Raw genomic sequence first — 12866 nt, 5'->3', positions numbered from 1 at the left:
ACTTGGACGGGACCGCCACGGCCCCTCCAACACTAGATCTCCATGAGATCTTTTTCTTTGACTGCCAGTAACTGTTCTATGTCGGCAATGTTCTTGTCGGTGATTTTTTGAATCTCTTCTTCACCGCGGTGTGACTCGTCCTCGGTAATCTCTTTTTCCTTCAACAACTCTTTGATGTCGTTGTTGGCGTCACGACGGATATTGCGCACCGCCACGCGCGCGCCTTCGGCTTCGTTGCGGACCACGCGAATCATCTCCTTGCGCCGCTCTTCGGTGAGCATGGGCAGGGGCACGCGAATCGTTTCACCGGAGGTGGACGGGTTCAGGCCCAAGTCGGAGTTGAGGATGGCCTTTTCCACCACCGGCACCATGCTCTTTTCCCAGGGCTGCACGGTCAATGTGCGGGCGTCGGAAACCGACACCGTCGCCGCCTGATTGAGCGGCACTTCGTTGCCGTAGTAGTCCACCTTGACGTGATCCAGCAGACTGGTGTGGGCGCGGCCCGTTCTGATCTTGGAAAATTCGCTTTTCAGGGCCTCGATGCTTTTTCCCATCCGCGTCGCGGCATCCTTCTTAATTTCTTCAATCATGCTTAATCCCTTTACCGAACGAAAGTGCCCTCTTCATTCCCCAACAAGGCATTCATCAGGGCACCGGGTTTGTTGATATTCAATACACACAGGGGCATTTTGTAGTCGCGACACATCACGATCGCGGTGGCATCCATAACCGCCAGGCGCTGATCCAAGACCTGGTCGAAATCCAGCGTCCTATAACGTTGCGCCGACGCGTCCTTGACCGGATCCGCGGTATACACCCCATCCACCTTGGTGGCCTTGATCAGCAGGTCGGCACCGATCTCCACCGCACGCAGACTGGCGGCGGAATCGGTGGTGAAGAACGGATTGCCGGTACCCGCGGCGAAGATCACCACGCGCCCCTTTTCCAGATGACGCACGGCGCGCCGACGGATATAGTCCTCGCAGATCTGGTTGATCTTGATGGCCGACATGACACGGGCGTAAATGCCGCGATGCTCAAGGGCGTCTTGCATGGCCAGGGCATTGATGACCGTGGCCAACATACCCATGTGGTCGCCGGTAACCCGATCCATGCCCGCCTCGGCCAGTCCGGCGCCGCGGAAAATATTGCCGCCGCCGATCACCATACCGACCTCGATACCGGCCTTGACCAGGCCCTCCACTTCTTCCGCGATACGTTTGATGGTATCAGGGTCAATTCCGTATTGACCCTCACCCATCAGGGCCTCGCCGCTGAGCTTTAGCAGGATGCGCTTGTACTTCGGAGCTTTTACCACTGCCTCATTCACGTATCAGGCTCCCTTGGCTTGAGCCATGACTTCGGCGACGAAATCCTCTTCCTTCTTCTCAATACCTTCACCCACCTCGAGGCGCACAAAGCCGGTGACCTTGGCGCCCTTGGCGGCAAGCAGTTTCTCGACGGTCTGGTCGGGATCCTTGACGAAGGGTTGACCCAGCAGGGTGATCTCCTTCAGGTACTTGTTGATGCGGCCGGAGACCATCTTCTCGATGATGTCGGCGGGCTTGCCGCTTTCGGCCGCCTGAGCGGAAAAGATCTCCTTTTCCTTGTCGATGACGTCGGCGGGCACCTCATCGGCGCTTACGCAGACAGGCTTGCTGGCGGCCACGTGCATGGCGATGTCGCGCGCCAGCGCCTCATCACCGCCCTCGACGGCGACCAGGACGCCGATGCGGCTGCCGTGCAGATACGCGCCCACCACGCCGCCCGACTCGACCCGGCTGACGCGGCGCACGGAGATGTTTTCACCGATCTTGGCGATCAGTTCCTTGCGCGCCTCTTCCACCGTGGCGCCGCCGTCTTCGATGGCGGTTTGCGACAGTGCTTCGGCGCTATCGACACCGGCGTCCAGGGCGCGGCGTGCGACCTTGTCGGCGAAGGCGGTGAAATCATCACCCTTGGCGACAAAGTCGGTTTCGCAATTCACTTCCACCAGCACCGCCTGCTTGGCGTCGGCGCCGCGCGCCATGGCGATAATGCCCTCGGCGGCGACCCGGCCGGCCTTCTTATCCGCCTTGGCCATACCGCTTTTACGCATCAACTCGATCGCCGCATCGATGTCGCCGTCGGTTTCCACCAATGTCTTTTTACATTCCATCATGCCTGCGCCGGTACGTTCGCGCAGTTCTTTCACCAGGGCTGCTGTAATTGCCATTGCCTCAACCTCGCTAAATTAACTAGTTAATATCTGTCTATACAATGAGCCGCCCAGGGGGCGGCTCGTTCGACCTGTGAACGACGACGGCGTTTAGGCCTGAGCCGATTTACCTGCTTCGTCCTGCCCCGCCGCGGTCTTCTTCGGCTGCTTGACGGTGGTCTTCACGGCCGCTTCTTCCAGATCGTCGACTTCGACGAATTCGTCAGCACCGCCGCTGACCACGGAGGCGCGGCCGGTGATCACGGCGTCGGCCAGGCCGCGCGCGTACAGGGCAATGGCGCGGGCTGAGTCGTCATTGCCGGGGATCATGTAATCCACCGCGCGGGGATCGTTGTTGGTGTCGATAACGCCGACCACCGGAATGCCCAGGGTGTGCGCCTCGCTGATGGCGATCTTTTCGTGGCCGGAATCGATGACGAAGATCGCATCGGGCAGGGTGGCCATGTTCTTGATGCCACCCAGGCTGCGCTCCAGCTTTTCCATCTCGCGGCGATAGCCCAGCGCCTCTTTCTTATTAAAGCGCTCCATGCGGCCGTCCTGCTCCATGGCCTCCAGCTCCTTGAGGCGCTTGATGGATTGCTTGATGGTCTTGAAGTTGGTCAGCATGCCACCCAACCAGCGGTGGTTGACATAGGGCATGTCGCAACGGGTGGCCTCTTCACGGACGATGTCCTGGGCGGCGCGCTTGGTGCCGACGAACAGGATTTTACCCTTCTTGGCCGCCAGGCTGCCGACGTAGTTCATGGCATCGTTGAACAGCGGCAGGGTCTTTTCCAGATTGATGATGTGGATCTTGTTGCGATCGCCGAAGATGTAGGGACCCATCTTCGGGTTCCAGTAACGGGTCTGGTGGCCGAAGTGAACACCGGCCTCCAGCATTTGACGCATAGAAACGTTAGACATTTAGATTCTCCTGAATCGGGTTAAGCCTCCGTACATCCCGACGACCCAACCTCTGTGGCTATATTCGACCCTGAGGCACCCAGGCAGCGGTGACGATGCACGTGTGAATTTGCCGGCCAAAACCGGCGGTTATTTAAAGACGCCCGTCAAACCGGGTAAATCCGCGATGACGAGGTTGCAACAGGCGCCTTGCGTCCAAACCGGTGAATTTCCATCCGGTTGGCGCGCTTTATACCATAAAGCGGCCTTGCGCTCAATCTTCACGGCCCTGCGCCAGCGCCGGAAAAAAGGCAAAAATCTGTGGGCTGACAAGGAGATGCAAAACACGCTAATATGGTCGGGATACCCATTCCTTAGTAGTTTATTCAGGTTCTTCAGCATGGCCGTCAAGATAAAAACCCCGGAAGAAATAGAGAAAATGCGCGTCGCCGGCCGCCTGGCGGCCGAGGTGCTGCAGATGATCCGCCCCCATGTGCAGCCCGGTGTCACCACCGAGGAACTGGACCGGCTATGCCATGACTATATCGTCAATGAGCAGCAGGCGATTCCGGCGCCGTTGAATTATCACGGTTTTCCCAAGTCCATCTGCACCTCGGTGAATCACCAGGTCTGTCACGGCATTCCGGGCCAAAAGGTGCTCAAGAGCGGTGACATCGTCAACATCGACGTCACCGTCATCAAGGACCACTATCACGGCGACACCAGCAAAATGTTTTTCGTCGGCGAGCCCTCCATCCTGGCGCGCCGGGTCTGCCAGATCAGCCACGAGTGCCTGAAATTGGGCATCGAAATGGTCAAACCGGGCGTCAAGCTGGGAGACATCGGCCATGCCATCCAGCAATACGCGGAACAGAACAGTTTTTCCGTGGTGCGCGAATATTGCGGTCACGGCATCGGCGCCGAATTCCACGAAGACCCCCAGGTGCTGCACTACGGCAGGCCCGACACCGGCCTGAGCCTGAAACCAGGGATGATCTTCACCATCGAACCCATGGTCAACGCCGGCCGCCGCGAGGTCAAGCTGCTGCCGGACAAATGGACCGTGGTGACCAAGGACCGCAGCCTGTCGGCGCAGTGGGAGCATACCATCCTGGTGACCGAAGACGGTCATGAAGTCCTGACGCAACTGGCCGGCGACGCACTTTAGCCCGCACCCCACCCATGTCCGCCGTACCGCAACCCGTATTTGATTCCGCCCGCTTCGAGGAGGAGCTGGCCGATGGCCGCGCCGCGGTGCAGGTGTATCGCGAATTCCTGCGCAACGCCCATAAGGCCATTGAACAGCGCTTCATGGAGGAGCGCCGCGCCGCCGCGTTGGTGCAGGCGCGCGCCGAACTCATCGACCAGGTCCTGACCCGCGTCTGGCGCGACTATTTCTCCGCCAAGGACCCCAACATCGCGCTGATCGCCGTGGGCGGTTACGGCCGCGGCGAACTCCATCCCGGCTCGGACATCGACATTCTCATCCTGCTGCGCAACGCCGATCAGGAGCGTTATCGTGAGGCGCTGGAAATGTTCGTCATGTTCCTGTGGGACATCGGCCTGGAGATCGGCCAGAGCGTGCGCTCCATCGACGAGTGCGTGGCCGAGGCCAAGCAGGATATCACCATCGCCACCAATCTCATCGAGGCGCGCCATCTGGCCGGCCCGATCGAGCTGTTCGACACCCTGCGCCACGAGACCGGCCCGGACCGCATCTGGCCCAGCCGCGCCTTCTTCGAAGCCAAGTGGGACGAGCAAATCCGGCGCCACCACAAATACGACGACAGCGCCTACAATCTCGAACCCAATATCAAGGAGGGTCCGGGCGGACTGCGCGACATCCAGATGATCGGCTGGGTGGCCAAGCGCCACTTCAACGCCGACACCCTGCACGACCTGGTGAAACACCACTTCCTCAGCGAGGAAGAATACTTCCAGCTCATGGAGGGCCAAAACTTCCTCTGGCAGGTGCGCTTCGCCCTGCACACCATTACCCAGCGGCGCGAAGACCGGCTGCTGTTCGACTACCAGCGCACCCTGGCCGAGCTGTTCGGCTATCGCGACGAAAACACCAATCTGGCCGTCGAGCAGTTCATGAAGAAATATTATCGCACCCTCATGGAGCTGAGCTTGCTCAACGAAATGCTGTTGCAATTGTTCCAGGAGGCCATCCTCTACGCCGACAGCCACGGCAAACCCACGGTCATCAACAAACGATTCCAGATTCGCAAAGGCTTTATCGAGGTCACCAATGAGCGCATCTTTAGCCGCTACCCCTTCGCCCTGTTGGAGGTGTTTCTGCTGATCCAACAGAACACCGACATCAAAGGGGTGCGCGCCTCCACCATCCGCCTGATCCGCAGCCATCGCCACCTGATCGACACCAGCTTCCGCGAAGACCTACGCAATCGCAGCCTGTTCATGGAAATCCTGCGCCAACCGCGTCGCGTCAGCCACGAACTGCACCGCATGAACCGCTACGGCATCCTGGCCAAATACATCCCGGTGTTCGGCAACATCGTCGGCCTGATGCAGTACGACCTGTTCCACATCTATACCGTCGACGAACACACCCTGATGGTGATCCGCAATATGCGCCGCCTGACGCTGAAGCAGTACGAGCATGAGCTGCCCAATTGCAGCAAGATCATGCGCGGCATTCCCAAACCGGAACTGCTCTACCTGGCCGGCATGTTCCACGACATCGCCAAGGGTCGCGGCGGCGACCATTCGGAACTGGGCGCCTTGGACGCCATAGACTTTTGCCTGCACCACGGCCTGAGTAACTACGACACCAACATCGTCGCCTGGCTGGTCAAACAACACTTGATCATGTCCACCACCGCCCAGCGCAGGGACATCAGCGACCCCGACGTGATCACCGAATTCGCCGCCAAGGTCGGCGACACCACCCGCCTCGACTATCTCTACCTGCTCACCGTCTCCGACATGCGCGGCACCAACCACAGCATCTGGAACGATTGGAAGGCGACCCTGCTGCGCGAACTCTACGAGGCCACCCGCCGGGCGCTGCGCCGCGGCTTGGAAAACCCGCAGGATCTCAACGAATACTGCCAAGAGATTCAGCGCCAGGCGCGCGCAATTCTGGAACGTCAGGATGTCGCGCCGCAGCGCGTCGATAAATTGTGGCGCACCCTGAGCGAGGAATATTTCATGCGCCATTCGGCCGATGAAATCGCCTGGCACACCGAGGCCATTCTGAGCAATGACGGCGAGACCTTCCCGCTGATTCTGGTGCAGCAGCACGCCCAACGCGGCGGCACTGAGATCTTCATTCACATGCCCATCGCCGATCATCTGTTTGCCGCCAGCACCGGCACCTTCGAACAACTGGGTCTGACCGTCGCCGACGCGCGCATCATCACCTCGGACACCGGCTACGCCTTCGACACCTATGTGCTGCTGGAAGAAACCGGCGAAGCCATCCAAAGCCATCACCGCGTCAACGACATCCTCAATTCGCTGCGCCGCGAATTGCAGCAGAGCAGCTACACCCACAAAGAAATCAACCGCCGCAGGGCGCGCCGCTTGAAGCACTTCGATACACCCACCGACATCAGCTTCAACCAGGATCAGCGCAACCACCGCACCGTCATGGAGATGATTACCGCCGACCGCCCCGGCCTGCTGTCCAAGGTCGGCCAGGCCTTGATGAAATGCAATGTCCATTTGCAGAACGCCAAGATCGCCACCATCGGCGAGCGCGTCGAAGACGTGTTTTTCATCAGCGACAAGGACAAGCAACCGATCAGCGATCCGCAGGTGCTGGAACAATTGCGCCAGACCATCATTTCTTATCTCGAAGATTAGACACGCCGCCTATGAGCGTCACACCACCCAGCATCAAGCCGCACCTGCTGCCGGTTGTCATCACCCTGCTGGCCCTGCTGCTGGCGCTAGGCGGTGACGGCGTCAACGAGGCCCTGCGCTACCAGGCCGCGGAGATCAAAGGCGGTGAGCTTTGGCGGCTGCTGAGCGGCAACCTGGTCCACCTGGGCTGGGGGCACACCTTGATGAACCTGCTCGGGCTGGGCCTGATCTGGGGCCTGTTCTGGGGCGCCTTCAATCAGCGTCAGTGGCTCATCATCACCTTCGTCAGCGCGCTGGCGGTGGGCCTCGGCCTGCTGGCCTTTAACCCCCAGCTGCTCTGGTATGTGGGACTCTCGGGGGTACTGCACGGCCTGTTCGTCGGCGGCGCCGTGGGCGGCATCCGCCGCGGCGACCGGCGCGAAGCCATCCTGCTGGTCGCCGTGGTCGGCAAGCTCATGTGGGAACAGTTCTACGGCGCCCTGCCCGGCTCCGCCGACATGGCCGGCGGCCCGGTCATTGTCGATGCCCACCTCTACGGCGCCATCGGCGGTGCGTTCGCCGCCCTGCTGTTCAAGCCACGCCTATGGTGTAAAACGGATTAAGGCGATGTCCATCCCCTGCTACGTCAGCGGCAAAGGCATGCACGCCGGGCAAACCACCTGGGCCTTCAAAACCACGGTGATGCAAACACTGGCAACCACCGGCCTCGGCTACGACACCCGCTACCACTACTACCGCCAGCAATTCCCCGACATGCCCGTCGACGACTTCGCGCGCATGGTCTGCGACCCGATTGAATACTACGACAAGGATTGGCCCGCCTGGCGCGCATTGCACAAAACCAAATTCAACAACGAAGACCAACTCACCACCACCTTCTTTCTGGAACGCGACCGGCGCTTCCAGGACGAAGCCCGGGTCGCCATCTACGGGTTTGATGAAGCCGGGTTTGGTTCAGGCGTCAATGCCATGCGCTTCATCGCTGCCGACAAACCGATTCTCGGCTTTCTCAACCCCACCATCGAGCACTCACGGCTGAATATCCACAACGTCATCCAGCTGGAGATGGAATATCCCGAGCTGGTCACGCTGCAGCGCTATACGGATATGACCGAAATTCCCGCGCGGATCGCCACCTGGCTACGGGCGCTGTAGGCCTGGATTGCCGTCGACATCCGCCGGTCCCCATTAAATCAGCAAGGAGAGTATCGTGTACAAACTATTAACAGGCATTTTTATGCTGGGCGCCCTGTTCGCAGGGGGAACCGGCTCAAGTTATGCGACAGCTCAACATGACCAGGATGGACAGGAACAGGGGCCGGCGCAAAACGCCACCCATTGGTCGAAGACATTAACCGAGCCACAGCGCACACAGGTCGACCGGATGCACCATGCGCTGGACCGAATCCTGGAGCCACTCAAGGCCGACGAAGAACAGGCGCACAAACAACTCAACCGATTAACCATCAAGGACGACATCACGCAGCCGGAGATCAACCAGGCCATTGATAAACTGACGGACATCAAGAACACGATCCTGCGCCACCGTCATGCGCACCTTGTCGAAATGCGTATGATTCTGACCGATGAGCAGCGCGTCTCTTATGATGCAGCGCTATTAAAACGACGTGAGATTAAATAGCCCACTGACCGGGCTGAGCCATTTTGGGCACGCGAACCTCGGCAACGCCCGGCGATCAGATTCGCAATGGGGATATGGGACAAAATGGCCCATATCCCTATTGTCATTTGAGGCGAATATTAGAAAAGTGTTAACAATCGATGCGTTCAAGATGTTGGGTTGTAACGCAAGACCGGCTGGATGGTGGTGGGGATTTTAGGGTATCTTGGGGTGTTACATTACGCCGGAGTGGGGTCTAATTAAACCTCCCCCTTTTTTTTAATTTACGGCTTTAGGAAAACAACCTCCCAAAAGCTGGGATTTATTCATCCCCTGCTTCCTGTTGTTTTTGCAATTGCGCCACCACTCGCGCGCGCTCACGTTGCAACTCTTGTTTCAGTTCCTCTTCACTGGGCAGGTAAGGCAGGTATTTGGCGCTAAAGAGTTGCTGATTGTCCGCCAGCACGGAGTATTTGACCACCGCTTCGCTTTTCTCACTGCACAGCATCAGGCCGATGGTGGGATTGTCGTCGTTGTCTTTACGTTGTTCGTCGTAGAGGCGGACGTAGGTATCCATCTGCCCTACGTCCTGATGAGTAAGTTTGCCCAGCTTGAGATCGATAAGCAGAAAGCATTTGAGCTTGAAATTGTAGAAGACCAGATCTATGTAAAAGTCTTCGTCTTCAAAACGGATTAGCTGTTGGCGTTCGACAAAGGCGAATCCCTTACCCAATTCGAGCAGGAAGTGCTGTAGGTTGTCGATGATGCCTTGTTCGATATCGCTCTCCAGGTAGCGACCCGCGTCGAGGTTGAGAAAATCGAGGATGTAGGGATCACGCAGGTACTCCTTGGGCTGTTCGGCCAAGGGCGAGGTCTGTTGTGCGGCTTCTTGCTCTACCGCCTCTTTATCTTTGCTGCTGAGCAGGCGCTCGTAGTAGAGCTTGCCGATTTGGCGTTCCAGGGCGCGTACGCTCCAATGCTGCTGCGCGGCTTCCGCCATGTACCACTCTCGCGCTTTGGGATTTTCCACGCGGGCCAGTATGTTGTAGTGGGACCAGCTTAATTCGAGAGACAGCGTCTCGCGAATTGGAAAAGCGAGATAAAACCGGCGCATATTGCGCAAGTTCGTGACATCAAAACCTTTGCCAAATCGCTCAGTCAATTGGCCCGAGAGGTATTTCAGCTGCTGCTTTCCATAAGCGGCGCGGGCCTCGCCCTGTTGTTCGTCCTCAACAATCAGGCGGCCAATCTCCCAATAGCTGACCACCATGGCGTGGTTGACCGCTTGGCGCACTTGGCCACGGGCCTGTTGAATCACCGTGCTGATGTTATTCAGCAGTGCTTCCATGTCTGTTGACGGCATTTGACTCATGCGATATTTGTTCCTACCCCGTTAATCCGCTTGATAACCCGGTGCGAGTAGCAGGTCCTCCACCCCATAAAAAGCGGGTTAGTGTTCCCAAGCCGGTAGTAGGCGAGTAACCACAGGCTTCTCAGAACACACCTGGAATAACATCAGGCTTGGGGGTTCCCCCCCCCGGCAGTCCCCTACCCCGCTTCCCGCACCGCCCGAATCCGCTCCAACAACGCCCGACTCTCCCCTGCCAGCCGCTTATCGGCCCCGGCAAACTGCAACGCCCGGCGGGCGAACTGCTCGGCGCGACGCAGGTCTCCGGCATCGAAATGGAGCTGCGCCAGTGCCAGCCAGCCTTCGGCCTTGCGCGGCTCCAGGCGTAGCGCCCGCTCGATCAGGGCGACGGCCTGCTCGGATTCGCCCGCCGCTGTTTTGTCCTGCGCCTGGGCCAGCAGGATCTCCGCCGGGCCGACCGGCTCGCCCTGTTTGGGCGGGCTATATAGCGCGCAGCCGTTGAGCAAGAGCACAACGATCAGTAGTGAAATTCTTGTCATCGAAACATTCCTTTAATCCGGTCCCAAAAATTACCCACCGAGCGTTTCACTGCTCCACCCGCACAGGGAGCGTAATCCTGCGGCGCGGAACCTGTTACGAAGGGCAGCTCATGTTGCTCATCACAGCCGCCGGCGGCACGCAGGCCGGTGGCGGCATCGACGGCGACGGTTTCGATCCGCGCCGGCGGCACGGCGCCCTGACTCAGGTTGATCTGTTGCATGATATCCGCCCACACCGGCAATGCGCCACTGGCGCCGGTCAGGCCGGTGACGCTGTTGTCGTCGTGGCCGATCCAGACCACGGCGGCATAGTCGCTGCCGAACCCGGCGAACCAGCTGTCGCGCAGGTCGTCGGTGGTGCCGGTCTTACCCACCAGCGACAAATCCTCGGGCAGGTGTTGGCCGACGCTTTGCCCGGTCCCCTCACGCAAGGCCAGGCGCAGGGCTTGGTTGACCAGATAGACATGCGCCGGGTCGAAGCGCTGTTCCGTCTCCAGGGCGTAGCGCTGCAGGGGCTGGTGCTTGGCGTCCAGCACCTCGCGCACGGCACGCAGGGGCGTGTGGAAGCCCTGGTCACTCAGGGTCTGGTACATCTGGGCCATGTGGATGGGGGCCAGCTCCAGCGAGCCGAGGATCACCGAGGGATAGGGCCGAATGGTTTGGTCGATGCCCAGGCCATGGAGTGTATCCACCACCCGCCGCAGGCCGAGATCCAACCCCAGCTGGACGGCGGCCTGGTTGTAGGAGTGGCTCAGGGCGGTGGCCAGCATGACCTGGCCGTGGCTCTCGCGATCATAGTTGGTGGGCGACCAGACCGTGCCGTCGGACTGTTTCAGCTCTACCGGGCCGTCGTCGATCAGGGTGGCCAGGGTGTATTGGCTTGGCCGGCTCAGGGCGGTGAGGTAGAGCGCCGGTTTCAGCAGCGAGCCGACCGGGCGCTGGATGTCCAGGGCACGGTTGAAGCCGCGGTAACGGGGCTGGCGGCCGCCCACCACCGCGGCCACTTCGGCGCTGCCGAGACGCGTGATCACCAGCCCACCCTCCAGGCCGCGCTTGCCGTAGTCACGCGCCAGACGCTGAATACGCCGGCTCAGGGCCTGTTCGCCGGTCTCCTGAATCACCGGGTCCAGGGTGGTGAAGATGCGCAGCCCCTCGCTGCGCAGATCCGCATCATCGTAATACTGCTGCAGCTGGCGTTTCACCAGATCGAGAAAGGCGGGATAGCGGCTGCTGCCCAGGTTGGGCTTGGGGGTCACCCCCAGCGGCGCGGCCTGGGCCGCTTTGGCCCGCGCCCGCTCGATGACGCCGTCGCGCCACAGGATTTCGATGACCCGGTTGCGCCGCTCGCGGGCGCGCTCGGGATGACGGCGCGGATTGTAATAGGCGGGGCCGCGCAGGATGGCCACCAGCAGGGCCGACTCGGGCAGGGTCAGCTCTTGCGGCGGTTTGTTGAAATAGAACTGTGCCGCCAGGCCGAAACCATGGATGGCGCGGTTGCCGTCCTGGCCCAGATAGATCTCGTTGGCATAGGCCTCCAGGATCGCCTCTTTGTCATAACGCAGCTCCAGCAACAGCGCCATGATGGCCTCGTTGATCTTGCGCGTCAGGGTGCGCTCGCTGTTGAGATAGAAGTTTTTCACCAACTGCTGGGTCAGGGTGCTGCCGCCCTGCACTACCTTACCGGCGCGCAGGTTGGCCCAGGCGGCGCGGGCGATGGCGCGAAAATCAAGGCCGTGATGGCGGGCGAAGTGGCGGTCCTCGACGGCCTGCAGCGCGACGGTGAGCAATGGCGGCAGGTCGGCCAGACGCACCAGCACCCGGTCTTCCCGATTGGCCGGATGGATGATGCCGATCATCATCGGCTCCAGGCGCAGCAGGGTAAGGGGTTTGCCGCTCACGGCATCCGTCAGTGATGCCAGACGCTGCGCGGCAAAGGTGAGGCGCATGGCACGGGCGGGTTCTTCAGTGTCCCAATGGCGAAAGCTGCGCGTGGTGATCACGAAATCATCGCCGTCACGCCGATAGCTGCCCGGTGCGAAGCCATCCACCGAGGGCTGGTAGCCGATCAGTTTCAGCTCGGTAAGCAGATTTTCGGGGCTAAGCGGTTTGTGGGGGTAAAGCTCGAGCGGCCGGGCATAGACCCGCGAAGGCACCGACCAGCGTTTGCCCTCGAATTTGTCCTGCACCACCCGGTCGAGGTAAAGGGTGTAGCCGGCCAGGGCCAGCAGACCCACCACGCCCAATATAAACATCGATTTAAACAGGGTATAACGACGGGGAGGACGCGCAGGGCGCGCGTTACTGCGTTTGTTTGCCATCGCCGCATTATAGCAAGTCGCAGCGGCGCAAATCGTCTTGGCCGGCGCGCAGCGTTTGTCATGAGAATAAAAAGATTTACACTAG

The 12866-nt window shown here is 60.0% G+C and carries 12 protein-coding genes; 5 read left to right on the top strand and 7 right to left on the bottom strand.

From position 1 onward, the window contains the following. Nucleotides 1-32: 32 nt before the first annotated feature. The 4 genes from Tel_08040 to Tel_08025 form a co-directional block, all read right to left on the bottom strand. A complete protein-coding gene (locus Tel_08040) occupies nucleotides 33-590 on the bottom strand; it encodes a ribosome-recycling factor (GenBank protein ID ALP53111.1) in 558 nt (185 codons plus the stop codon). 11 nt (nucleotides 591-601) lie between these two features. After that, on the bottom strand, nucleotides 602-1318 hold the full coding sequence (locus Tel_08035; GenBank protein ID ALP53110.1) for a uridylate kinase: 717 nt from the start codon (nucleotides 1316-1318) through the stop codon (nucleotides 602-604). 15 nt (nucleotides 1319-1333) lie between these two features. Then, nucleotides 1334-2215 carry an elongation factor Ts gene (locus Tel_08030; protein ID ALP53109.1) on the bottom strand — a complete coding sequence of 294 codons (882 nt, stop codon included), beginning with the start codon at nucleotides 2213-2215 and terminating at the stop codon, nucleotides 1334-1336. A gap of 93 nt (nucleotides 2216-2308) precedes the next feature. Then, nucleotides 2309-3121 (bottom strand): 30S ribosomal protein S2, encoded by an 813-nt coding sequence (locus tag Tel_08025; protein ID ALP53108.1) that lies wholly within the window; start codon nucleotides 3119-3121, stop codon nucleotides 2309-2311. 379 nt (nucleotides 3122-3500) lie between these two features. On the opposite strand from Tel_08025, the gene Tel_08020 reads away from it, so the two are divergent. The 5 genes from Tel_08020 (at nucleotide 3501) to Tel_08000 (ending at nucleotide 8576) form a co-directional block, all read left to right on the top strand. Then, entirely contained in the window at nucleotides 3501-4268 is a 768-nt protein-coding gene (locus tag Tel_08020; GenBank protein ALP53107.1) for a methionine aminopeptidase, read from the top strand. 14 nt (nucleotides 4269-4282) lie between these two features. Beyond that, nucleotides 4283-6934, top strand: a complete 2652-nt coding sequence (gene glnD, locus Tel_08015) for a bifunctional uridylyltransferase/uridylyl-removing protein (protein ID ALP53106.1) — start codon at nucleotides 4283-4285, stop codon at nucleotides 6932-6934. A gap of 11 nt (nucleotides 6935-6945) precedes the next feature. After that, nucleotides 6946-7536 carry a hypothetical protein gene (locus tag Tel_08010; GenBank protein ALP53105.1) on the top strand — a complete coding sequence of 197 codons (591 nt, stop codon included), beginning with the start codon at nucleotides 6946-6948 and terminating at the stop codon, nucleotides 7534-7536. Between the two features lie 4 nt (nucleotides 7537-7540). Next, entirely contained in the window at nucleotides 7541-8089 is a 549-nt protein-coding gene (locus tag Tel_08005) for a hypothetical protein (protein ALP53104.1), read from the top strand. 82 nt (nucleotides 8090-8171) lie between these two features. After that, nucleotides 8172-8576, top strand: coding sequence for a hypothetical protein (locus tag Tel_08000; protein ID ALP53103.1), 405 nt, complete (start codon nucleotides 8172-8174; stop codon nucleotides 8574-8576). A 301-nt stretch (nucleotides 8577-8877) separates the two neighbouring features. Here the strand turns inward: Tel_08000 and Tel_07995 are convergent, their stop codons facing one another. The 3 genes from Tel_07995 to Tel_07985 all read right to left on the bottom strand — a co-directional run bounded on the left by Tel_07995 (nucleotide 8878) and on the right by Tel_07985 (nucleotide 12715). Beyond that, nucleotides 8878-9927, bottom strand: a complete 1050-nt coding sequence (locus Tel_07995; GenBank protein ID ALP53102.1) for a hypothetical protein — start codon at nucleotides 9925-9927, stop codon at nucleotides 8878-8880. A gap of 176 nt (nucleotides 9928-10103) precedes the next feature. Continuing rightward, nucleotides 10104-10436 carry a hypothetical protein gene (locus tag Tel_07990; protein ID ALP53101.1) on the bottom strand — a complete coding sequence of 111 codons (333 nt, stop codon included), beginning with the start codon at nucleotides 10434-10436 and terminating at the stop codon, nucleotides 10104-10106. Between the two features lie 23 nt (nucleotides 10437-10459). After that, nucleotides 10460-12715, bottom strand: coding sequence for a penicillin-binding protein 1B (locus Tel_07985; protein ID ALP54778.1), 2256 nt, complete (start codon nucleotides 12713-12715; stop codon nucleotides 10460-10462). Between the last annotated feature and the right edge of the window lie 151 nt (nucleotides 12716-12866).

This window comes from Candidatus Tenderia electrophaga, assembly GCA_001447805.1.
GTDB classification, from domain to species: Bacteria; Pseudomonadota; Gammaproteobacteria; order Tenderiales; family Tenderiaceae; genus Tenderia; species Tenderia electrophaga.
Note: the sequence above shows the minus strand (reverse complement) of the source record. Positions and strands in the feature narration are given on the sequence as shown.